Source organism: Hydrogenophaga sp. IBVHS2 (assembly GCF_002127215.1).
Classification (GTDB): Bacteria; Pseudomonadota; Gammaproteobacteria; order Burkholderiales; family Burkholderiaceae_C; genus Hydrogenophaga.
The window spans coordinates 890216-911452 of record NZ_NFUT01000002.1; the positions used below are offsets into that span (position 1 = coordinate 890216).

The 21237-nt window shown below is 66.6% G+C and carries 20 protein-coding genes and 1 tRNA gene; 13 read left to right on the top strand and 8 right to left on the bottom strand.

Features of this window, described 5'->3' with window-relative positions; genetic code table 11:
• Window positions 1-3 precede the first annotated feature (3 nt).
• Window positions 4-1122, bottom strand: a complete 1119-nt coding sequence (gene lptG / locus CAP38_RS08920; RefSeq protein ID WP_086120973.1) for an LPS export ABC transporter permease LptG — start codon at window positions 1120-1122, stop codon at window positions 4-6.
• Window positions 1119-2219 (bottom strand): LPS export ABC transporter permease LptF, encoded by a 1101-nt coding sequence (gene lptF, locus CAP38_RS08925; RefSeq protein ID WP_086120974.1) that lies wholly within the window; start codon window positions 2217-2219, stop codon window positions 1119-1121. The genes lptG and lptF overlap by 4 nt, the downstream gene beginning before the upstream one ends.
• Before the next feature lie 24 nt (window positions 2220-2243).
• Here lptF and CAP38_RS08930 point away from each other — a divergent pair, with 24 nt between their 5' ends.
• The 3 genes from CAP38_RS08930 (at window position 2244) to CAP38_RS08940 (ending at window position 5543) form a co-directional block, all read left to right on the top strand.
• Window positions 2244-3731, top strand: a complete 1488-nt coding sequence (locus CAP38_RS08930) for a leucyl aminopeptidase (protein ID WP_086120975.1) — start codon at window positions 2244-2246, stop codon at window positions 3729-3731.
• A gap of 4 nt (window positions 3732-3735) precedes the next feature.
• Window positions 3736-4170, top strand: coding sequence for a DNA polymerase III subunit chi (locus CAP38_RS08935; RefSeq protein WP_086120976.1), 435 nt, complete (start codon window positions 3736-3738; stop codon window positions 4168-4170).
• Window positions 4171-4355: 185 nt separating this feature from the next.
• A complete protein-coding gene (locus CAP38_RS08940; RefSeq protein ID WP_086120977.1) occupies window positions 4356-5543 on the top strand; it encodes a branched-chain amino acid ABC transporter substrate-binding protein in 1188 nt (395 codons plus the stop codon).
• An 82-nt stretch (window positions 5544-5625) separates the two neighbouring features.
• On the opposite strand, the gene CAP38_RS08945 is transcribed toward CAP38_RS08940, so the two are convergent.
• The 5 genes from CAP38_RS08945 to CAP38_RS08965 all read right to left on the bottom strand — a co-directional run bounded on the left by CAP38_RS08945 (window position 5626) and on the right by CAP38_RS08965 (window position 8185).
• Window positions 5626-5940, bottom strand: a complete 315-nt coding sequence (locus tag CAP38_RS08945; protein ID WP_086120978.1) for an RNA-binding protein — start codon at window positions 5938-5940, stop codon at window positions 5626-5628.
• 322 nt (window positions 5941-6262) lie between these two features.
• A tRNA-Ser gene (locus CAP38_RS08950) sits at window positions 6263-6352 on the bottom strand.
• Window positions 6353-6406: 54 nt separating this feature from the next.
• Entirely contained in the window at window positions 6407-6802 is a 396-nt protein-coding gene (locus tag CAP38_RS08955) for a DUF2237 family protein (protein ID WP_086120979.1), read from the bottom strand.
• 5 nt (window positions 6803-6807) lie between these two features.
• A complete protein-coding gene (locus tag CAP38_RS08960) occupies window positions 6808-7728 on the bottom strand; it encodes an SPFH domain-containing protein (RefSeq protein ID WP_086120980.1) in 921 nt (306 codons plus the stop codon).
• 31 nt (window positions 7729-7759) lie between these two features.
• Complete coding sequence (locus CAP38_RS08965; protein ID WP_086120981.1) at window positions 7760-8185, bottom strand: NfeD family protein; 426 nt, start codon at window positions 8183-8185, stop codon at window positions 7760-7762.
• Between the two features lie 199 nt (window positions 8186-8384).
• Here CAP38_RS08965 and CAP38_RS08970 point away from each other — a divergent pair, with 199 nt between their 5' ends.
• Window positions 8385-10682, top strand: coding sequence for an arginine/lysine/ornithine decarboxylase (locus CAP38_RS08970; protein ID WP_086120982.1), 2298 nt, complete (start codon window positions 8385-8387; stop codon window positions 10680-10682).
• Window positions 10683-10839: 157 nt separating this feature from the next.
• Window positions 10840-11394 carry a fasciclin domain-containing protein gene (locus CAP38_RS08975; protein ID WP_179188514.1) on the top strand — a complete coding sequence of 185 codons (555 nt, stop codon included), beginning with the start codon at window positions 10840-10842 and terminating at the stop codon, window positions 11392-11394.
• A 61-nt stretch (window positions 11395-11455) separates the two neighbouring features.
• Here CAP38_RS08975 and fabI read toward each other — a convergent pair whose 3' ends face one another.
• A complete protein-coding gene (gene fabI / locus CAP38_RS08980; protein ID WP_086121122.1) occupies window positions 11456-12247 on the bottom strand; it encodes an enoyl-ACP reductase FabI in 792 nt (263 codons plus the stop codon).
• A 37-nt stretch (window positions 12248-12284) separates the two neighbouring features.
• Here fabI and CAP38_RS08985 point away from each other — a divergent pair, with 37 nt between their 5' ends.
• The 8 genes from CAP38_RS08985 to nusA all read left to right on the top strand — a co-directional run bounded on the left by CAP38_RS08985 (window position 12285) and on the right by nusA (window position 21209).
• A complete protein-coding gene (locus tag CAP38_RS08985; RefSeq protein ID WP_179188506.1) occupies window positions 12285-14120 on the top strand; it encodes an extracellular solute-binding protein in 1836 nt (611 codons plus the stop codon).
• A 107-nt stretch (window positions 14121-14227) separates the two neighbouring features.
• Window positions 14228-15256 (top strand): microcin C ABC transporter permease YejB, encoded by a 1029-nt coding sequence (locus tag CAP38_RS08990; RefSeq protein ID WP_086120984.1) that lies wholly within the window; start codon window positions 14228-14230, stop codon window positions 15254-15256.
• Entirely contained in the window at window positions 15256-16308 is a 1053-nt protein-coding gene (locus tag CAP38_RS08995; RefSeq protein ID WP_086120985.1) for an ABC transporter permease, read from the top strand. Before CAP38_RS08990 ends, CAP38_RS08995 begins: the two co-directional genes overlap by 1 nt.
• A complete protein-coding gene (locus CAP38_RS09000) occupies window positions 16305-17915 on the top strand; it encodes an ABC transporter ATP-binding protein (RefSeq protein ID WP_086120986.1) in 1611 nt (536 codons plus the stop codon). Before CAP38_RS08995 ends, CAP38_RS09000 begins: the two co-directional genes overlap by 4 nt.
• A gap of 6 nt (window positions 17916-17921) precedes the next feature.
• Window positions 17922-18659 (top strand): DUF2189 domain-containing protein, encoded by a 738-nt coding sequence (locus CAP38_RS09005; protein WP_086120987.1) that lies wholly within the window; start codon window positions 17922-17924, stop codon window positions 18657-18659.
• 1 nt (window position 18660) lies between these two features.
• On the top strand, window positions 18661-18882 hold the full coding sequence (locus tag CAP38_RS09010) for a DUF2788 domain-containing protein (protein ID WP_086120988.1): 222 nt from the start codon (window positions 18661-18663) through the stop codon (window positions 18880-18882).
• A gap of 179 nt (window positions 18883-19061) precedes the next feature.
• The gene (rimP, locus tag CAP38_RS09015) at window positions 19062-19658 is read left to right on the top strand and encodes a ribosome maturation factor RimP (protein WP_086120989.1); all 597 of its coding nucleotides are present in this window, start codon (window positions 19062-19064) and stop codon (window positions 19656-19658) included.
• Window positions 19659-19709: 51 nt separating this feature from the next.
• On the top strand, window positions 19710-21209 hold the full coding sequence (gene nusA / locus CAP38_RS09020; RefSeq protein WP_086120990.1) for a transcription termination factor NusA: 1500 nt from the start codon (window positions 19710-19712) through the stop codon (window positions 21207-21209).
• Window positions 21210-21237: the final 28 nt, after the last annotated feature.

A 21237-nucleotide genomic window follows, 5' to 3' on the forward strand; every position in this document is an offset into this window, starting at 1 on the left:
GCACTACCTCCGAAGGACCAGCCAGCCGAACGCTCCGAGCGAGACCAGCGAATAGATGAGGGCCGGCGACAGGGCCGCCAGCCAGGGTCGCCACTGGTTGAGGTTGCCGATGTAGCCGAACACGTTGTTGAGCAGGAAGAAGCTGATGCCGATCATCACGCCGCCGAACACATAGGTCGTGATGCTGCCGGAGCGGAAATGGAGGTAGGCGAAAGGCAGGGCCAGCACCACCATCACCAGGCACGACATCGGGTAGAACACCTTGCGCCAGAACTCGATCTCGTAGCGCTGGGCGGTCTGGCCGTTGGCCTCCAGATGGCGGATGTAGGCGAACAGGTCGGCGGTGCGCATGCGCTCGGGCTTGAGCAGGGCCACCGAGACCATCTCGGTGTTCAGGCTGCTGGGCCAGCGGAACGTCTCGAGGGCACTGCGCGTCACCTTCGACGAAGCCGCGCCAGCCGCATCGAACTCGCGGCGCTCCACCTCACGCAGCGTCCAGCTCTCGTCGCCCTCGATCTGGCCGGAACGGGCGTGCGCCGTGGAAACCAGGAAGCCCTGGTTGTTGAACTCGAAGATGCGGATGTTGCGCAGCTCGCCCTGCGCCGACATGGAGCCCACGTTGACCGAGAAGTTGCTGTAGGGCTGACGCTCCTTGAGCCAGGCGCCGGTCTGGCCCACGCTGATGTTGCCCTGGTAGCGGGCCTTGAGCAGCTGGCCTGCGCGGTCGGCCAGCGGGGCCAAATAGTCCCCCATGACGAAGGTGAAGGCCACGAACACAGCGCCCAGGCCGAGCAGCGTGCGAAGCGCCTTCCAGGGGCCCAGGCCGCTGGTGCGCAGGATGGTGTATTCCGACTGCTGTGCCATGCGGGCCAGCACGAACACCGTGCCGATCAGCACCGCCATGGGCATGAGTTCGTAGATCCGGCTGGGCATGAGCAGGCCCACGTAGCCCAGCGCGTGCGGCAGGCCGTACACCAGCGAGGCATCCAGCGGCGAGGCCCGCCCGATGGCGGGCAGCTCGTCGACCAGGTCGAAGAACGAGAACAGCGCCAGAAAGGCCACGAGCACGAAGGCCACGGCCCGCAGCACCTCGCCATAGATCAGGCGTCGCAAGGTCTTCATGGCGCGGTGCTCCTCAACCCGCCGAGCCAGCTGCGAAGGCTGATGTTGTGGTGGCGCTTGTAGAGCCACGCCAGCGACAGGACCATCACCCCCCCGTGCAGCCCCAGCATGAACGGCAGCAGCCCTATGACCCCTTGCGCCACCCAGCTCTGGCCGATGTTGAGCAGGTTGTAATAGAAGACGAAGGTGAACAGGGTGAAGAACAGGTTGCCTCCGCGGCCGGCCCTGGGGTTGCCCACGGTGGTGGCCAGGCCGATGAGCACGAAGTTGAAGGCGGTGATCGCCATGCCGATCCGCCAGCCCAGCTCCGACAGGTTGAGGCGATCGGGTTCGGTGACGAGCTGCCAGGTGCTTCGTGCCTTGAGCGGTTGCACCGCGCGCTGCCCCGGCGCGGCATTGCCCACCTGGGTGCCATATTCCTCGAACTCGCTGACCTTCAGGGCCGCCTGGGGCGATGTTTCCAGACGCTGCCCGTTGTTCAGCACCAGGTACTGCCGGTCCTGCATCACCTCGATCCGTCCGGACCGCGCAGAAGTGACCGATTCGCTGCCGTCCTTCTCGGTGCTGGCGATGAACACGTTGCGGCCCTCGGTGCCGGCGGCGGTGTCCTTGTCGATGAAGAACACCCGCCGGCCGTTGGACGACTCCTGGAACTGGCCTGGCGCGATCCGCTCGAGGTCTCCGCGCTGCTCGAACCGGGCTCGCAGCTCATCGGTCTGCTGGTTGGCCCAGGGCCATACGAAGAACACCATCACCGTGATGGTCAGCAGCACCGGCCAGGCGAAGCGCAGCACCGGCCCCAGAAAACCCCCCAGGGAGCGCCCGCTGCTGAACCAGATGATCATCTCGCTGTCGCGGTACATGCGCGAGAGGGTGAACACCACCGCAATGAACAGCGCCAGGGTGAGGATGGTGGGAGCCCGTCCGATGACGGTGTAGCCCAGCACCAGCATCACCTCCTCCGGATTGACGCTGCCCTGCGAAGCCGCGCCCAGCGTGCGTATCAGCAGCATCGTCAGCACGATGGTGAACAGCACCACCAGGGTCGCGCCGAAGCTGCGGGCCAGCTCTTTGCGGATGGAAGAATGAAATAACATCGATCGGACAAGGAAAACACGATTATGAACTTCGAACTCAAGTCCCTGACTCTGACGCAGGCGGCCCAGCTCCCGGTCGACGCCCTGCTGGTGGCCCTGCCCGACGACCTGCCCGCGGCGCTGGCCGCCAGTCCTGATGCGCTGTCGCGCCTGGCAGCGCACGCACTGGCCGACCTGGAGGCCGGTGTGGGCCAGATGATTGCGGCCTACAAGGTCGACGGTGTCAAGGCCGGGCGTGTCGTGCTGGTCCGTGCCGGCGACGGCTCGCCGGCAGCGGTGCGCAAGGCCGTGGCCGCCGGCACCTCGGCCCTGCGCCAGGGCGGTCTCGAAAAGCTGGCGCTGGTGCTCAGCGGTCTGCCGGACGATGCCCTGGCGGTGCGCATGGCGGTGCAGGCCTGCGCCGAAGCGAGCTACGCCTACACCACCACCAAGCCCTCGGCCAAGGCGCGCGCGCTCAAGCGGGTCACGGTGGCCGTGTCCGATGCGGGTGCGGTGCGTTCCGGTTTCGAGGTGGGCAAGGCGCTGGTGACCGGCGTGGAGTTCGCCAAGGAGTGGGCCAATCGCCCTGGCAACCATGCCACGCCCACCCACCTGGCCGAAGCTGCCAAGGCGCTCGGTCGCCAGCCGGGCATCAAGACCGAGGTGCTGGGCCCCAAGCAGGTGGCCGCCCTCGGCATGGGGGCCTTCATGGCGGTGGCCCAGGGCTCGGCCGAGCCGCTGCGCTTCATCGTGATGCAGTACAGCGGCGGTGCCAAGGGCGACGCGCCGGTGGTGCTGGTCGGCAAGGGCATCACCTTCGACACCGGCGGCATCTCCATCAAGCCGGCGCCCGAGATGGACGAGATGAAGTTCGACATGGGCGGAGCCGCCAGCGTGCTCGGCACCTTCGCGGCCCTGGCCGAGCTCAGGCCGGCGATCAATGTGGTGGGCCTGATCCCGAGCTGCGAGAACATGCCCGACGGCCTGGCGGTCAAGCCCGGCGATGTGGTCCGCAGCATGAGCGGCCAGACCATCGAGATCCTCAACACCGATGCCGAAGGGCGTCTCATCCTGTGCGATGCGCTCACCTACGCCGCCCGCTTCAAACCCCGGGCGGTGGTCGACATCGCCACCCTGACCGGTGCCTGCGTCATCGCCCTGGGTGCCGTGCGGACCGGTCTGTTCAGCGCCAGCGACGAACTGGCCACCGCCCTGCAGAAGGCCGGCGACACCTCGGGTGACCTGGCCTGGCGCATGCCGCTCGACGATGAATACGCCGAGGGGCTCAAATCGAACTTTGCCGACATGGGCAATGTGGCCGGTCGCGCGGCCGGGTCGGTGACCGCCGCCAAGTTCCTGCAGAAGTTCGTCGGCGACATGCCCTGGGCCCACCTGGACATCGCCGGTACCGCCTGGAAGAGCGGCGCTGCCAAGGGCGCCACCGGGCGGCCGGTGCCGCTGCTGCTGCAGTTCATCCTGGACCAGGCGCAGACGGCTCCCGCCCGGTCCGCTCGGCGCAAGGCCCGCGCCTGAACCCATGCCGGCCGAAGTCGCGTTCCATTTCAATGCCCCGGACCGGGTGGCCTATGCCTGCCGGCTGCTGCGCAAGGCCTACCTGAAGGGCGCCCGTCTGTGGGTGCGGGTGGCCCCCGAAGACCTTGAAAGGCTCGACCAGGCCCTGTGGATCAGTCAGCCGGGCGACTTCGTTCCTCACAGCCGTGAGGGCGACGCCCCCGAACTGCTGCGCCATTCGCCGATCCACCTGGCCACAGCTGCGCCACAGGCCGGGGATCGGCAGGTGCTGGTCAATCTGTGCGATGACGTGGCGGAAGGCTGGGACCGGTTCGAGCGTGTCATCGAGGTGGTGACCCAGTCCGAGGAAGACCGCCTGAAGGCGAGGGACCGGTGGCGCACCTACCGGGTGCAGGGCATCGAGCCGGTGCGCCACGATCTGGCATCGGCCGCCCCATGATGGTTCGGGTCCAGCATCGACGCCGCTAATGCGGCATTCGATGTTGCGATTACGCATGAGGAAAACCCTTGGCTGCCACATGCCGGCTTCGCAGCGTGAAATCTGCCGGTTTTTTGGGGTATCTTTATGCAGTGGAGAAAAAAGTTCCCTCCGCGTTTCAACTTCATCCCTTTCGAGGAATCCCCATGCAACTGAACATCAAACTGGCCGTCATCGCCGCGGCTGTGGCGCTTGCGGCTTGTGGCAAGAAGGAAGAGGCCGCTGCGCCCGCCGCCGCTCCCGCTGCTGCCCCCGCAGCTGAAGCCCAGGTCGTCAAGATCGGTCACGTTGGTCCCACCAGTGGCGCCATCGCCCACCTGGGCAAGGACAACGAGAACGGCGCCCGCATGGCCATCGAAGAGCTGAACGCTGCCGGCCTGACCCTGGGTGGCAAGCCGGTCAAGTTCGAGCTGCTGGCTGAAGACGACGCCGCCGACCCCAAGCAGGGCACCGCCGCTGCCACCAAGCTGGTGGACGCCAAGGTCGCCGGCGTGATCGGTCACCTGAACTCCGGCACCACCATCCCGGCCTCGCAGATCTACAACGACGCCGGCATCCCCCAGATCTCTCCCTCTGCCACCAACCCCAAGTACACCCGCCAGGGCTACCAGGGCGCTTTCCGCCTGGTGGCTGACGACGTGCACCTGGGTGGCACCCTGGGCAAGTACGCTGTCCAGACCCTCAAGGCACAGAACGTGGCCGTCATCGACGACCGCACCGCCTACGGTCAGGGCGTGGCTGACGAGTTCGAGAAGGGCGTGATCGCCGCCGGCGGCAAGGTCGTGGGTCGTGAATTCACCAACGACAAGGCCACCGACTTCAACGCCATCCTGACCACCCTGAAGGCCAAGAAGCCCGACGTGGTGTTCTTCGGCGGCATGGACGCCGTGGCCGGCCCGATGCTCAAGCAGATGAAGCAGCTGGGCATCAACGCCAAGTTCATGGGCGGCGACGGCATCTGCACCTCCGAGCTGCCGAAGCTGTCGGGTGACGGCATGGCCGACGAGCAGGTCTACTGCGCCGAAGCCGGTGGTGTCGAAGGCGAGCAGAAGGCCGGCATGGACAAGTTCCGCGCCGACTTCAAGGCCAAGTTCAACGCCGACGTCCAGGTGTATGCCCCGTACGTGTACGACGCCGTGAAGGTCATGGCCAACGCCATGGTCACCGCCGGCTCGGCCGACCCCAAGGTCTACCTGCCTGCCCTGAAGGCCACCAACTACAAGGGCGTGACCGGCAACATCGAGTTCGACGAGAAGGGTGACATCAAGAACGGTGCCCTGACCCTCATGACCTACAAGGGCGGTGCCCGCACCACCATCGCCGTGATCCGCTGATCGACCGATCGGTCCTCACGCAGAAAAGCCGCCCCGAGGGGCGGCTTTTTCATGGGCGATCGGGCTGCGAAAGCCCGTCAGCTCAGTAGCTGTTGCGACGGTTGCCGTCGTAGCCACCGCCGAAGCCGCCGCTGCGCGGGGCGCGCGCTTCCATGGGGCGGGCAATGTTGACCGTCAGGTCACGGCCACCCATGTTCTTGCCGTGCATGGCCTGGATGGCGGCTTCGGCTTCGGCCGGGCTCGACATCTCGACGAAGCCGAAGCCCTTGGAGCGGCCGGTGTCGCGCTCCATCATGACCTTGGCGGACTGCACCTGGCCGAAGGAGGCGAATTGTTGCTGGAGGTCTTCGTCGCGAACCGAGTAAGACAGGTTGCCGACGTAAAGTTTGCTGCTCATGATGAGCCTTTCAGAATGTGCGCTGCGCGTGGCTGTGCGCGTGTCATGGACGGTCCTGTGGAAGGACCGAAAGAAGCTCGCCTGGGGAGGAAGTCAGACCACCGGCGGGGGCCCAGGACGGGCCGGTGCGGTGGAGGTGTGCGGTGTTGGGGGTACCGCTGCCCGAATCAAACTTGTCTGTTGCTGAGGAAAGCATTCGCAACAGTGGGCGGAGTGTGACAGCGTTCCGCGGTTCGCACAACCTTTGTTTTCTGACGGCGCGGTGCAAGCACCGGAAATGAGAAGCCCCTGCGATCGCGAGATGGCAGGGGCTTGCATGGTGTGGCGGAGAGGGCGGGATTCGAACCCGCGGTGGGGATTAGCCCACACACGCTTTCCAGGCGTGCGACTTAAACCGCTCATCCACCTCTCCGCGAAGCCTGCGATTGTAGCAGGGCAGGAGGTCCGTTTTTGCAGGACTTGCCGTTCAGGTGGCGGCGCTGCCGTCGGTGGACCTGCGCCATGCATGCCGCTGAAGCGTTTCCAGATCCACGAACTGGAGGGTGGAGGCGTGGGTGGCCTCCAGGATCACCGGCGGGGCCACGCCGGCGGTCAGGGCCTCCTTCCAGCGCCGCACGCACAGGCACCAGCGGTCTCCAGGCCTGAGACCTGGAAAGCGCCATTCAGGTCGGGGGGTGCTCAGGTCGTTGCCGACCGCTTGCGAAAAGGCCAGGAAATCGGCCGTGACGCGGGCGCACACCACATGGGTGCCGACGTCGTCGGGGCCGGTGTGGCAGCAGCCATCACGATAGAAACCGGTGACGGGGTCGAACGAGCACGCCTGCAGCGGCTCGCCCATCACGTTGAGGGCATCGTGGTCCATGGGGTTCAGCGAGCAGGGCTATGGGTGGCGTTGACCATCTTCATGGCCGAGGCGATCAGGGACGACACCTCGGTCATGTTGCCGGGCACGATGAGGGTGGTGGTGGCGTCGGCAGCTACCTTGGCATAAGCGTCCACCGCCCGTTCGGCCACCTTGAGCTGCACCGCTTCCTGACCGCCGGGCTGGCGGATCGCGGCGGCCACGCGTTCGATGGCCTGGGCCGTGGCTTCGGCCACCGCGGTGATGGAGGCGGCCTCGCCCTGCGCATTGTTGATGGCGGCCTGCTTCTCGCCTTCGGAGCGGGCAATGAAGGCCTCGCGCTCGCCGGTGGCGATGTTGATCTGTTCCTGACGACGGCCTTCGGAGGCCGCGATCAGGGCGCGCTTCTCCCGCTCGGCCGTGATCTGCTGCTGCATGGCGTGCAGGATCTCCTTGGGCGGGGTGAGGTCCTTGATCTCGTAGCGCAGCACCTTCACGCCCCAGTTGAGGGCGGCCTCGTCGATGGCCTGCACCACCTGGGCGTTGATGATGTCGCGCTCCTCGAAGGTCTTGTCGAGTTCGAGCTTGCCGATGACGGAGCGCAGCGAGGTCTGCGCGAGCTGGGTGACGGCCACGATGTAATTCGATGAGCCGTAGCTGGCACGCATCGGGTCGGTGACCTGGAAGTACAGGATGCCGTCGACCTGCAGCTGGGTGTTGTCGCGGGTGATGCAGATCTGGCTGGGCACGTCCAGCGGAATCTCCTTGAGGCTGTGCTGGTAGGCCACCTTGTCGATGAAGGGCACGATGAAGTTCAGGCCGGGTGCCAGTGCGGTGTGGTACTTGCCGAGCCGTTCCACCACCCAGGCGTTCTGCTGGGGCACGACCTTGATCGAGCTCTTGATGAAGATGGCCGCTATGACGATGAGGACGATCGCGATTTCCATGAGGGGGTTCCTTGGGGAAGAGGGAAAGGGGTCAGGCGCGGTCGAGCACCAGGCGGTTGCCGACCAGTTCGATCACCCGGTGCGGTCCGGGTTCAGGCGCCAGTCCGACGCGGGGGATGGCGGTCCAGCGGGCACCGCGGTACTGCACATGCGCAGTGCCGTCAGCTTCCCAGGCCAGCACCTGCACCACCTCGCCGATGTCCAGGTTGACGTCACGGCGGGCGCCTGCCGGCAGATCGGAGGCCTGACGGCGTCGCAGCACCGTCCAGACTGCCACGGCGCCGGCGCCCACCACGGCAGCGGCCACCAGCTGGGCGGTCAGGCCCAGACCGCCATGGGCCGCCAGGGCGCCGGCCCCCAGGCCCAGCGCCACCATGAGCAGGTAGAAGGTGCCGGTGAACAGTTCCAGGGCCACGGCACCGCCTGCCAGCAACCACCAGATCGTCGACATTGCCATCGGATGCGCCTTTCATGCCGGCAGCTTGTGGCCGGTTCCCGGTCGATTCTGCGACAAAAGCCACCGTCCGCCGCCGGGAGGACACGCGATTTCCGTACACTTCGGCCCTTGCCCGACGGCGTGAGGTCGTCGGGCCTTTTCTTTGTGGCCTTCGGGCCTGCATGTTGGGCGGCGTGGCCGCGCCTGGCTGGAGCTTGAGATGAAATTCCGTTTTCCCATCGTCATCATCGACGAGGACTTCCGTTCCGAGAACAGCTCGGGCCTGGGCATCCGCGCCATGGCGCAGGCCATCGAGAGCGAAGGTTTCGAGGTGGTGGGCGTAACCAGCTACGGCGACCTGAGCCAGTTCGCCCAGCAGCAGAGCCGGGCCAGTGCCTTCATCCTGTCCATCGACGACGAGGAGTTCACCCCCGGTCCCGAGCTCGACCCGGCGGTGCTGAACCTGCGCAACTTCATCGAGGAGGTGCGGCGCAAGAACACCGAGGTGCCGATCTACATCTACGGCGAGACCAAGACCAGCCGCCACCTGCCCAACGACATCCTGCGCGAGCTGCATGGCTTCATCCACATGTTCGAGGACACGCCGGAGTTCGTGGCACGCCACATCATCCGCGAAGCCAAGAGCTATCTGGAGGGCATCCAGCCGCCGTTCTTCAAGGCGCTGCTCGACTACGCCGAGGACGGCTCCTACTCGTGGCACTGTCCAGGCCACTCGGGCGGTGTGGCCTTCCTGAAGACGCCGGTGGGGCAGATGTTCCACCAGTTCTTCGGCGAGAACATGCTGCGGGCCGATGTGTGCAACGCGGTGGAGGAGCTGGGCCAGCTGCTCGACCACAACGGCGCCATCGGTGCTTCCGAGCGCAACGCCGCGCGCATCTTCAATGCCGACCACTGCTTCTTCGTCACCAACGGCACCAGCACCAGCAACAAGATGGTGTGGCACCACACGGTGGCGCCGGGCGATGTGGTGGTGGTGGACCGCAACTGCCACAAGAGCATCCTGCACTCGATCATCATGACCGGCGCCATCCCGGTCTTCCTCAAGCCCACGCGCAACCACTACGGGATCATCGGCCCCATTCCCCAGGCCGAGTTCGAGATCGAGTCCATCCAGGCCAAGATCCGCGCCAACCCGCTGCTGGCCGGTGTGGACGCCGAATCGGTCAGGCCCCGGGTGCTCACGCTGACCCAGTCGACCTACGACGGCGTGCTCTACAACACCGAGGCCATCAAGCAGATGCTCGACGGCTACGTGGCCAATCTGCACTTCGACGAGGCCTGGTTGCCGCATGCCGCCTTCCACCCGTTCTATGGCAACTTCCACGCCATGGGCAAGAAGCGGGCGCGCCCCAAGGAATCGGTGGTGTATTCGACCCAGTCCATCCACAAGCTGCTGGCCGGCATCAGCCAGGCCAGCCACGTGCTGGTGCAGGACTCGCAGAACGTCAAGCTGGACCGCCACCTCTTCAACGAGGCCTACCTGATGCACACCAGCACCAGCCCGCAGTACGCCATCATCGCCAGCTGCGACGTGGCCGCGGCCATGATGGAGCCGCCCGGCGGCCGCGCGCTGGTGGAGGAAAGCATCCTGGAGGCACTCGATTTCCGCCGCGCCATGCGCAAGATCGAGGACGAGTTCGGTGCCGACGACTGGTGGTTCCAGGTTTGGGGACCGGAGCATCTGGCCGACGAGGGCGTGGGCGAAGCCCGCGACTGGGTGCTCAACCGGCAGAAGGCCGACGACGGCCGCGACACCGAAAAGGACTGGCACGGCTTTGGCGACATGGCGCCGGGCTTCAACATGCTCGACCCCATCAAGGCCACCATCGTCACGCCCGGCCTCAAGCTCGACGGCAGCTTCGACGAGACCGGCATCCCGGCCTCCATCGTCACCAAGTTCCTCGCCGAGCACGGCGTGGTGGTCGAGAAGACCGGCCTCTACAGCTTCTTCATCATGTTCACCATCGGCATCACCAAGGGCCGCTGGAACACGCTGCTGACCGCACTCCAGCAGTTCAAGGACGACTACGCCAAGAACCAGCCGATGTGGCGCATCCTGCCGGAGTTCTGCCAGAAGCACCCGCGCTACGAGCAGATGGGCCTGCGCGACCTGTGCCAGCACGTGCACGAGATGTACGCCCGCTACGACATCGCCCGCCTGACCACCGAGATGTACCTGAGCGACCTCACCCCGGCCATGAAGCCGTCGGACGCCTTTGCCCACATCGCGCAACGCACCACCGAGCGGGTGCCGATCGACCAGCTGGAAGGCCGCATCACCACCAGCCTGGTCACGCCGTACCCGCCGGGCATTCCGCTGCTGATCCCCGGCGAGGTGTTCAACCGCAAGATCGTGGACTACCTGAAGTTCGCCCGCGAATTCAACCGCCAGTGCCCCGGCTTCGAGACCGACATCCACGGGCTGGTGGAGGTCGTCGGCGAAGACGGCCAGAAGGCCTACTTTGCCGACTGTGTGAAGTTGTCCAGCCAAGTCTGACGGGGGCCGGACCGCTACGCCTTGCTGGGGCCGGCGGATTCACCGGGCGGTCTTTCCCGTGCGCGCGGCGGGGTTGCTTCATCCGGTTCCGTCGTCGTCTCCGTACTGAGGGTGTCCGCTGCAACCCGCGGTGGCTTCAACCCAAGGAGATGTCATGATGAAGTTCCACGCCAATCGCAATCTGGTCGCCCTCGGGCTGGCACTGGCCCTGGCCGGCGGCAGCGCCATGGCCCAGGTCACTGTGGGCGGCGCCCCGATGTTCCCCACCAAGGACATCATCGACAACGCCGTCAATTCCAAAGATCACACCACCCTGGTGGCTGCGGTCAAGGCTGCCGGTCTGGTCGACACGCTCAAGTCCGCTGGTCCGTTCACCGTGTTTGCGCCCACCAATGCTGCGTTCGGCATGCTGCCCGCCGGCACGGTCGACAACCTGCTCAAGCCGGAAAACAAGGCCGCCCTGACCGGTGTGCTGACCTACCACGTGGTTCCCGGCAAGCTGGATGCCGCAGCGCTGTCCAAGGCCGTGACCGAAGGCAAGGGCTCCGCCATGCTGAAGACGGTCGCGGGCGGTACCCTGACTGTGAAGGCGCAGGGCGGCAAGGTCATGGTCACGGACGAAAAGGGCGGCGTCGCGCAGGTGACCATTGCCGACGTCATCCAGTCCAACGGCGTGATCCATGTGATCGACAAGGTGCTGCTGCCGCGCTGACATGAACAGCCGCAAAAAAGCCGCCCGAGGGCGGCTTTTTCATGCCTGAGGACACAGGCGATCAGGCCATGTTGTCCTTGCTCAGGCCGGTGGTCTGGCTGTAGCCACCGTCCACATAGGTGATCTCTGCCGTGACGCCGCCGGCCAGGTCGGACAGCAGGAAAGCCGCCACGTTGCCCACGTCCTCGATGGTCACGTTGCGGCGGATGGGGGACGCGCTGGCCACCACGTTGAGCAGCTTGCCGAAGTCCTTGATGCCGCTGGCCGCCAGCGTCTTGATCGGGCCGGCGCTGATGCCGTTGACCCGCATCCCGCGCGGACCCAGCGATTCGGCCAGGTAACGCACCGACGCTTCCAGGCTGGCCTTGGCCAGGCCCATGGTGTTGTAGTTGGGCACGGCGCGCAGCGAACCCAGGTAGCTCAGGGTCAGCAGGGCCGACTTGTCGTTGAGGTAGGGCAGGGCGGCCTTGGCCATGGCCGGAAAGCTGTAGGCGCTGATGTCGTGGGCGATGCGGAAGCTCTCGCGCGAAAGACCTTCCAGGAAGTCGCCGGCAATGGCCTCGCGCGGCGCAAAGCCGATGCTGTGCACGAAGCCGTCGAACTTGGGCCACACGGCGGACAGGTCGGTGAACAGGCGCTCGATCTGCGCGTCGTCGCCCACGTCGCAGTCGAACACCAGCTTCGAATCGAAATCGGCCGCAAACTCGGTGATGCGGTCCTTGAAACGTTCACCGACATAGCTGAATGCCAGTTCGGCACCTTGCTGGTGGCAGGCCTTGGCAATGCCGTATGCGATCGAGCGGTTGGACAGCACGCCCGTGATCAGCAGTTTCTTGCCCGCGAGAAAACCCATCATTCAATCTCCAGAAAAATTGCAGCAGAATTGTCGCATGACGTTTCTTCGCGCCTGCCTCTGCTTCTGCCTGGTCCTGCCGGCGTGGCTGATGGTCTCGGCGCCGGTCTGGGCAGCCCACGGCTACGCCATCTGGGGCGAGCTGAAGTACCCCGCCGGGTTCACCCACTTCGACTATGTCAATCCGCAGGCCCCCAAGGGTGGGGAGCTGCGGCTGGTCAGCAACCTGCGCACCAGCACCTTCGACAAGTACAACCCCTTCACGCTGCGGGGCAGCGCGCCGGCTTACCTGAGCAACCTGATGTTCGACAGCCTGCTGTCCGGCGCGCTGGACGAGAACGGCGCCGGCTATGGCCTGCTGGCCGAGGACGTGCAGGCCGCCCCGGACGGCCTGTCGGTCACCTTCCGGCTGCGCAGCACGGCCCGTTTCCACAACGGCGACCCGGTGCTGGCGGCCGATGTGAAGCACAGCTTCGACACCCTGATGGGCCCCCACACCTCCCCGGTCTACAAGACCATTCTGGCCGAGGTGGCGGGTCTGGACGTGCTGGACGAGCGCACGGTGCGCTACCGCTTCCGCAAGCCCAACCGCGAACTGCCGCTCACCGTGGGTGGTCTGCCGGTGTTCAGCCGCCAGTGGGGCAACCAGATCGATCCCAAGACCGGACAGCGCAAGACCTTCGACCAGGTGGTGACCGACATCCCCATCGGCAGCGGGCCGTACCGCATCGGTCCGGTGAACTTCGGTCGTGACATCACCTATGTGCGCGATCCGGCCTACTGGGCGCGGGATCTGCCGGTGCGCCGGGGCACCGCCAACTTCGACCGCATCACCGTCAAGATCTACAAGGACAACACCGCGCGGCTCGAAGCCCTGAAGGCCGGCGAGTTCGACCTGATGCGCTTCTTCTCGGCCGGCGACTGGGCACGGCGCGTCAATGGCCGGCGCTTCGACAGCGGCGAGCTGGTCAAGGGCGAGTTCCAGCACCGGCTGCCCACCGGCTTCCAGAGTTATGTGCTCAACACGCGCCGGCCCCCGCTGGACGACATCCGGGTGCGTCAGGCACTCGGCCTGGCGCTGGACTACGAATGGATGAACCGGCAGATGTTCTACGGCGCCTACCAGCGGGTGCGCGGCCTGTTCGGGAACACCGACTGCTCGGCCCAGGGCCTGCCGTCGCCGGCCGAGCTGGCGCTGCTGGAGCCCTGGCGCACCCAGCTGCCGGCCGCCGTGTTCGGCCCGGCCTATGCGCCACCCCGCACCGACGGCGACCAGTCGCTGCGCCAGAACCTGCGCCAGGCCCAGGCCCTGCTGCGCGAGGCCGGCTGGACGGTGCGTGACGGCGCGCTGCGCAATGCCCAGGGCAAGCCCTTCGTCCTGGAGTACCTGGACAGCGCCGAGGTGGGGGCCCGGGTGGTGGCGCCCTGGACCCGCAACCTGGAGAAGCTCGGCGTGCAGCTGCGCTTCCGCCCGGTGGACTTTGCCCTCTACCAGCAGCGCCTGCGCACCTTCGACTTCGACATCATTTCGCTGGCCTACGGCGGCACCAGCACGCCCGGCGCCGAATACGCCGACCTCTTCGGCAGCCAGGCCGCGCGCACCGAGGATTCGGGCAACCACACCGGGCTGGCCAACCCGGCGGTGGACGCCCTGATCGAACGCATGACCGCCGCCAGCGACCGCGCCAGCTTCACTGCCGCCTGCCGCGCGCTGGACCGGGCCGTGAGCCACAGCCATGTGCTGATCCCGCAGTGGTCGGCCACCACCCACCGCATGGCCTACAACGCCTGGCGTCTGGCACGGCCGGCGCAGATGCCGCCGTATGCCTCCGGCGAGGTCTGGGCGATCGACACCTGGTGGGCAAAACCATGAACACCCCCGCGCCGCGCTTCGCGCGTCACCCCCTCAAGGGGGCCACACCAACGGCCTGGCACAGCCAGTTCCGTGGTGTGTGGCGGCCTGAAGAGGGTCGATGAAACATGTGGGTCTACATCCTCAAACGACTGCTGCTGATGATCCCCACCCTGCTGGGCGTCCTGCTGCTGACCTTCGTGGTGATCCAGTTCGTGCCCGGTGGTCCGGTGGAGCAGTACCTGGCCGAGGCCCGTGCCGCCGGGGGTGCAGCGGGTGCCGAGGGCGGGGCGGTGTACCGGGGTGCCCAGGGCGTGGACCCCAAGCGCATCGAGCAGATCAAGGCCCTCTATGGCTTCGACAAGCCTGCCCATGAGCGCTTCTTCCAGATGCTGGGCCAGTTCGCCCGCTTCGACCTGGGCACCAGCTTCTTCCAGAACAAGCCGGTGGCCGACCTCATCATCGAGAAGCTGCCGGTCTCCATCACGCTGGGCCTGTGGACCTTCCTCATCAGCTACGGGGTGGCGGTGCCGCTGGGCGTGGCCAAGGCGGTGCGCGCCGGCACCCGGTTCGACCTGGTCACCACCCTCATCATCCTGGTGGGCTACGCCATTCCCGGCTTCGTGCTGGGCGTGGCGCTGCTGGTGATCTTCGGCGGGCAGCTGCAGTGGTTCCCGTTGCGCGGGCTGACCTCGTCCAACTGGGAGGAGCTGTCCTGGGGGGCACGCATCGTCGACTACCTCTGGCACATCACGCTGCCGGTCACCGCCATGGTGCTGGGCAGTTTTGCGGTGACCGCCATGCTGACCAAGAACGCCTTCCTGGAAGAGATCCGCAAGCAGTACGTCATGACGGCCCGGGCCAAGGGCCTGAGCGAGCGGCAGGTGCTGTGGAAGCATGTGTTCCGCAATGCCCTGATTCCCATCGTCACCGGGTTCCCGGCGGCCTTCATCGGCGCCTTCTTTGCCGGATCGCTGCTGATCGAGACGCTGTTCTCGCTCGACGGGCTGGGCCTGCTCAGCTACGAGAGCGTGATCCGGCGCGACTATCCGGTGGTGCTGGGCACACTGTTCCTGTTCACGCTCATCGGCCTGGTGACCAAGCTGATTTCCGACCTGTGCTACGTCTGGGTCGATCCCCGGGTGAAGTTCGACTGATGACCGACACCGCCGCCACCCGTCCTGTCCCGCTGAGCCCCGGTCGCCGCGCCTGGCACCGCTTCCGCCGCAACCGGCTGGGCTACTGGAGCCTGATCGGCTTCTGTGTGCTGGTGGCACTCAGCCTGGCCGCCGAGCTGGTGTCCAACGACCGGCCGCTGGTGGTGCGCTTCGACGGCCAGTGGTACTTCCCCATCGTGCAGGACCATGCCGAGACGGTGTTCGGCGGAGACTTCGACACGCCCACCGACTACCTAGACCCGTTCATCAAGGAACAGATCACCCGGGGCAGCAACTGGGCGATCTATGCGCCCAACCCCTACGGGCCCAAGACCATCAACTACTTTGCCGAGCTGCCCAATCCCTCGCCGCCGTCGGCGGCCAACTGGCTCGGCACCGACGACCGCGGTCGCGACCTGCTGGCCCAGCTGATCTACGGCTTCCGGGTGAGCGTGCTGTTCGCGCTGGCGCTGACCGTGATCGGCGTGCTGCTGGGCGTGCTGACCGGCGCCATCCAGGGTTTCTTCGGCGGACGCACCGATCTGGCCTTCCAGCGCTTCATCGAGATCTGGAGCTCCATGCCCGAGCTCTATCTGCTGATCATCTTCTCGGCGGTGTTCGCGCCCAGCGTCGGCCTGCTGCTGGTGCTGCTCAGCCTGTTCGGCTGGATGGGCCTGTCGGACTATGTGCGGGCCGAGTTCCTGCGCAACCGCCAGCTCGACTATGTGCGCGCCGCCCGCGCCATGGGTCTGAGCAACAGCCAGATCATCTGGCGCCATGTGCTGCCCAACAGCCTCACGCCGGTGGTGACCTTCCTGCCGTTCCGCATGAGCGCGGCCATCCTGGCACTCACCTCGCTCGACTTCCTCGGGCTGGGCGTGCCGCCCGGCACACCCTCGCTGGGCGAACTGCTCAGCCAGGGCAAGAACAACATCGACGCCTGGTGGATCTCCATCTCCACCTTCGGCGTGCTGGTGGTCACCCTGCTGCTCCTGACCTTCATGGGCGATGCGCTGCGCGACGCCCTCGATCCCCGCAAGGCCGACGCATGAGCACCGATCCCACCCCTTTGCTGGATGTGCGTGGCCTGCAGGTGGCCTTTGGCGGCCGCCCGGTGGTGCATGGCATCGACTTCGCCATCGCTCCGGGAGAGAAGCTGGCGCTGGTGGGTGAATCGGGTTCGGGCAAGACGGTGTCGGCGCTGTCGCTGCTGCGGCTGGTGCAGAACGCCGAGGTCGGCGGCCAGGCCCTGCTGGACGGGCGCGACCTGCTGGCCTTGTCGGAGCGTGAACTGCGTGGCGTGCGCGGCGACGAGGTGGCGGTCATCTTCCAGGAGCCCATGACCGCGCTCAACCCACTCTACACCGTGGGCCAGCAGATCGCCGAGGTGCTGCAGCTCAAGAAGGGCCTGACGGCCGCCCAGGCCCAGGCCGGCACGGTCGAGCTGCTGGCCTCCACCGGCATCCCCGAACCGCAACGTCGGGCCGGGGCCTACCCGCACCAGCTCAGCGGCGGCCAGCGCCAGCGCGCCATGATCGCCATGGCCCTGGCCAGCTCGCCCAAGCTCCTGCTGGCCGACGAACCCACCACCGCCCTGGACGTGAGCCTGCGCGGCCAGATGCTGGACCTGCTGTCCGACCTGCAGCGCCAGCACGGCATGGCGGTGCTGCTGATCACCCACGATCTGAATCTGGTGCGGCGTTTTGCCGACCGGGTGGCCGTGATGGAGCACGGCCATCTGGTGGAGCAGGGCAGCGTGGCCGACGTCTTTGCCGCCCCGGCCCACCCCTACACCCGCATGCTGCTGGCCAGCCGGCCAGAACGCGATGTGGTCGAAGTTCCCCCGGACCAGGCGCCGGTGCTGCTGCAGGCCCGGGCCCTGGAAGTGGCCTACCCGGTGCCGCTGCCCGGCTTCAAGGGCTGGTTCCGCAAGGGCCGCTTCGTGGCCGTCCGGCAGGCGCAGTTCGAACTGACCCAGGGCCGCACCCTGGGCGTGATCGGCGAGTCCGGATCGGGCAAGTCGACGCTGGCCCTGGCTGCACTGGGTCTGGTGCCGCACGCCGGCGGGCTGCAGGTGGCCGGCACCTCCTGGCAGGCCTGCCGTGATCTGGCGGCCCAGCGTGCGGTGCGCCGGCGGGTGCAGGTGGTGTTCCAGGACCCTTTCTCGTCGCTCTCGCCCCGCATGACGGTCGAACAGATCGTCGGTGAGGGTCTGACCATCCACCACCCCGGCCTGTCGGCTGATGAGCGGCGCGCTCGGGTGGCGGCGGCCCTGGCCGATGTGGGCCTGGTGGACGATCCCCGGCGTGGTGGTGACTGGCTGCAGCGCTACCCCCATGAATTCTCCGGCGGCCAGCGTCAGCGGCTGGCCATCGCCCGGGCCCTGATCGTGGAGCCCGACCTGCTTGTGCTGGATGAGCCCACCAGCGCCCTCGACGTGACGGTGCAGAAACAGGTGCTGGGCCTGCTGCAGCGCCTGCAGCGCGAACGCGGGCTGGCCTATCTGCTGATCACCCACGATGTGGACGTGATCGCCGCCATGGCGCACGACGTCATCGTGATGAAGGACGGCGAGGTCGTGGAGGCCGGGCCGGTGACGCAGGTGCTGTCGGCCCCGGCACACCCCTACACGCGCCTGCTGGTGCAGGCCGCAGCCTGAACGGTGATGAACGCTTCCCGTCCAGCCGTCACCCTGGCCTCACCCTGGCGCTGGCTGCGCCTGGGCTGGGCCGACCTGGTCCGCAACCCGGTTCCGGGTCTGGTGCACGGGCTGCTGGTCACCGCCTTCGGCGGTCTGCTCCTGCTGCTGGCCCGTGACCGCTTCTGGCTGCTGGCCGGTGCGTTTTCCGGCTTCCTGATCGTGGCCCCCATCCTCGCCACCGGCCTGTATGCGGTCAGTCGGGCCTTGCAGGACGGGCGGCGCATGGACATGGCGGAGGTGCTGGGCTTGTGGCGTTCGGGTGAAGGCCGGCTGGTGCGGTTCGGTCTGCTGCTGGGTCTGGCCGGCACCGGCTGGGTGCTCACCTCGGCCGGGCTGATCACGCTGGCCTCGCCCACCCCCATCGAGAGGCCGCTGGACTTCCTCCGTTTCGTGGTGCTGGCCCCCGAGCCGGGGCTGTTCGAGCTCTGGCTGCTGCAGGGCGCGCTGCTGGCCACCCCGGTGTACGCCTCCACCGTGGTGGCGCTGCCCATGCTGGTGGACCGACCGGTCCAGGTGCATCAGGCCGTGATGGCGAGCTGGCGGGCGGTGGCGGCCCATCCGGCACCGATGGTGCTGTGGGCCCTGCTGATCGCCATCCTGGTCGGTCTGGGCATGGTGATGGCCCTGGTGGGGCTGGTGCTGGTGATCCCATGGATCGCCCATGCCAGCTGGCATGCCTACCGCGATCTGGCGGCCGCCTGACATGGAAGGCACGCTCTGGGGGTTCACCGAGGCCCAGATCGCCCAGTTCGGGCTGACCTTCGGGGTCGGCGCCTTCATCCTGTACATGCTGTTCATCGTCTTCAATCTGGCCCGGGAGTCCAGGGCGGGGCGGTTCGGCACCTTCGTGCTGTTCATGGTGCTGTCCTTCGGCATGCTGGGTTTCCTGGCCAAAAACCTGATCCAGTGGCTGCTGGGCATCTGACGGGGTGCTGCGGCTTGCATCGGGGGTGTCGTGCGCGTTACAATGCCGGCTTCACGACCAAATGGGCGGGTTACTACCGGCCCATTTTTTTTGGCTGAACGGCTTTGGGGCGGCTTCGGGGCAACTCCCGGGTACCTCGGCCCCTGACACCCCGAGCACAGCTCCTGAACAACGCATACATGGCCTGGCAAGACACCGTCGCGCAAACCGTCACCGGACTGGGTTTCGATCTGGTCGACCTGGAGCGGTCGGCTGGCGGTCTGCTGCGCGTCACCATCGACTGGCCGTGGACGCCGCCGGCCGAGGGGGAGCCCCGGGCGGCCGAGCGTTTCGTCACCGTCGAGGACTGCGAGACCATCACCCGCCAGCTGCAGTACCTGCTGGAGGTGGAGGGCCTGGACTACCGCCGCCTGGAGGTGGGTTCGCCCGGCATCGATCGGCCGCTGCGTCACGAGATCGACTTCCAGCGCTTCGCGGGCGAGGTGATCGACATCACCCTGAAGGCACCGCTGGGCGCCAATGGCGGGGCCGTGTCGGCAAGCCGCAAGAAATTCCGCGGCACGCTCGAGCGTGCTGCCGACGGTGTGCAATGGCAGATCGTCTGGAGCGACGAGCCCGAGCCCAAACCGGGCCAGCGGGTGAGCAAGAAGCGTCAGCCGGCACCGCTGCAGGCGCTGACGTTCTCGCTGGACGAACTGCAGCAGGCGCGACTGGCGCCTATCGTGAATTTCAAGGGCCGCAAGGCCCCGGGGGGATCGGCGGCCGAAGCCGGCTGAAGCCCGATCGAAGACAGAACAGACAAGCAATGCGAAAGGTGGGCGAGTGAAATGAACCGCGAAATGTTGATGCTGATCGATGCGATCTCGCGTGAGAAGAACGTCGAGCGCGATATCGTCATGGGCGCTGTGGAACAGGCCCTGGCCTCGGCCACCAAGAAGCTCTACAAGGGCGAGGTCGACATCCGTGTGGCCATGGATCCGGACACCGGCGCCTATGAGACCTTCCGCCGCTGGCTGGTCGTGCCCGATTCGGCCGGCCTGCAGAACCCCGACGCCGAAGAACTGCTCTCCGATGCCCGCGAGGAGATCGCCGACATCGAGGAAGGCGACTACATCGAGAAGCCGGTGGAGAGCGTGCCGATCGGCCGCATCGGTGCCATGGCCGCCAAGCAGGTGATCCTGCAGAAGATCCGCGACGCCGAGCGCGAGATGCTGCTCAACGATTTCATGTCGCGCGGCGACAAGATCTTCGTGGGCACCGTCAAGCGCATGGACAAGGGTGACCTGATCGTCGAGAGCGGTCGCGTCGAAGGCCGGCTGCGCCGCGGCGAGATGATCCCGAAGGAAAACTTCCGGACCGGCGACCGTGTGCGCGCCATGATCATGGAGGTCGACCTGACCCTGCGCGGCGCCCCCATCCTGCTGTCGCGCTCGGCCCCCGAGTTCATGATCGAGCTGTTCCGCCAGGAAGTGCCCGAGATCGAGCAGGGCCTGCTGGAAATCAAGAAGTGCGCCCGTGACCCCGGCTCGCGCGCCAAGATCGCGGTGCAGAGCAACGACCGCCGCATCGACCCGATCGGCACCTGCGTGGGCGTGCGCGGCTCCCGCGTCAATGCCGTGACCAACGAGCTCGCCGGCGAGCGCGTGGACATCGTGCTGTGGTCCGACGATCCGGCCCAGTTCGTCATCGGTGCCCTGGCCCCGGCCAACGTGGTGTCCATCGTGGTGGACGAGGAGCGTCACGCCATGGACGTGGTGGTGGACGAGGAAAACCTGGCCATCGCCATCGGCCGTGGCGGCCAGAACGTGCGCCTCGCGTCCGACCTCACCGGCTGGCGCATCAACATCATGACCGCCGACGAGTCGGCCCAGAAACAGGCCGAAGAGGCCGACGGCATCCGCAAGGTCTTCATGGCCAAGCTGGATGTGGACCAGGAGATTGCCGACATCCTGATCGAAGAAGGTTTCACCAGTCTCGAAGAAGTGGCCTATGTGCCGCTGCAGGAAATGCTGGAGATCGAGTCCTTCGACGAAGACACGGTGAACGAACTGCGCACCCGCGCCAAGGATGCCTTGCTCACCATGGAAATCGCCCGCGAAGAAAGCGTGGAAGAAGTCTCGCAAGATTTGCGCGACCTCGAAGGCGTGACCCAGGAGCTGATCGCCAAGCTGGCCGATGCAGGCATACACACCCGCGACGAGCTGGCCGACCTGGCCACCGACGAGCTCACCGACATCACCGGCCAGACGCCGGAAGAGGCCACTGCCCTGATCATGCAGGCGCGCGCGCACTGGTTCGCCGGTGACGAAGCGTCCTCGGCATCCTGAGCAGCGGAGGCCCACGGAGCAAAGAACC

What these genes read in the sequence shown, in the direction of transcription:
- CAP38_RS08960 (WP_086120980.1), bottom strand. Translation starts at nt 7,728, where the DNA reads ATGGAAATCGCGATCGTCCTCATCGTCATAGCGGCCATCTTCATCAAG.
- CAP38_RS08965 (WP_086120981.1), bottom strand. Translation starts at nt 8,185, where the DNA reads ATGGCAATGTCGACGATCTGGTGGTTGCTGGCAGGCGGTGCCGTGGCC.
- CAP38_RS09000 (WP_086120986.1), top strand. Translation starts at nt 16,305, where the DNA reads ATGAGCACCGATCCCACCCCTTTGCTGGATGTGCGTGGCCTGCAGGTG.
- CAP38_RS08990 (WP_086120984.1), top strand. Translation starts at nt 14,228, where the DNA reads ATGTGGGTCTACATCCTCAAACGACTGCTGCTGATGATCCCCACCCTG.
- lptG (WP_086120973.1), bottom strand. Translation starts at nt 1,122, where the DNA reads ATGAAGACCTTGCGACGCCTGATCTATGGCGAGGTGCTGCGGGCCGTG.
- CAP38_RS08970 (WP_086120982.1), top strand. Translation starts at nt 8,385, where the DNA reads ATGAAATTCCGTTTTCCCATCGTCATCATCGACGAGGACTTCCGTTCC.
- CAP38_RS08975 (WP_179188514.1), top strand. Translation starts at nt 10,840, where the DNA reads ATGAAGTTCCACGCCAATCGCAATCTGGTCGCCCTCGGGCTGGCACTG.
- CAP38_RS08985 (WP_179188506.1), top strand. Translation starts at nt 12,285, where the DNA reads ATGACGTTTCTTCGCGCCTGCCTCTGCTTCTGCCTGGTCCTGCCGGCG.
- nusA (WP_086120990.1), top strand. Translation starts at nt 19,710, where the DNA reads ATGAACCGCGAAATGTTGATGCTGATCGATGCGATCTCGCGTGAGAAG.
- CAP38_RS08935 (WP_086120976.1), top strand. Translation starts at nt 3,736, where the DNA reads ATGCCGGCCGAAGTCGCGTTCCATTTCAATGCCCCGGACCGGGTGGCC.
- CAP38_RS08940 (WP_086120977.1), top strand. Translation starts at nt 4,356, where the DNA reads ATGCAACTGAACATCAAACTGGCCGTCATCGCCGCGGCTGTGGCGCTT.
- lptF (WP_086120974.1), bottom strand. Translation starts at nt 2,219, where the DNA reads ATGTTATTTCATTCTTCCATCCGCAAAGAGCTGGCCCGCAGCTTCGGC.
- CAP38_RS09005 (WP_086120987.1), top strand. Translation starts at nt 17,922, where the DNA reads ATGAACGCTTCCCGTCCAGCCGTCACCCTGGCCTCACCCTGGCGCTGG.
- CAP38_RS08955 (WP_086120979.1), bottom strand. Translation starts at nt 6,802, where the DNA reads ATGGACCACGATGCCCTCAACGTGATGGGCGAGCCGCTGCAGGCGTGC.
- fabI (WP_086121122.1), bottom strand. Translation starts at nt 12,247, where the DNA reads ATGGGTTTTCTCGCGGGCAAGAAACTGCTGATCACGGGCGTGCTGTCC.
- CAP38_RS08995 (WP_086120985.1), top strand. Translation starts at nt 15,256, where the DNA reads ATGACCGACACCGCCGCCACCCGTCCTGTCCCGCTGAGCCCCGGTCGC.
- rimP (WP_086120989.1), top strand. Translation starts at nt 19,062, where the DNA reads ATGGCCTGGCAAGACACCGTCGCGCAAACCGTCACCGGACTGGGTTTC.
- CAP38_RS08945 (WP_086120978.1), bottom strand. Translation starts at nt 5,940, where the DNA reads ATGAGCAGCAAACTTTACGTCGGCAACCTGTCTTACTCGGTTCGCGAC.
- CAP38_RS08930 (WP_086120975.1), top strand. Translation starts at nt 2,244, where the DNA reads ATGAACTTCGAACTCAAGTCCCTGACTCTGACGCAGGCGGCCCAGCTC.
- CAP38_RS09010 (WP_086120988.1), top strand. Translation starts at nt 18,661, where the DNA reads ATGGAAGGCACGCTCTGGGGGTTCACCGAGGCCCAGATCGCCCAGTTC.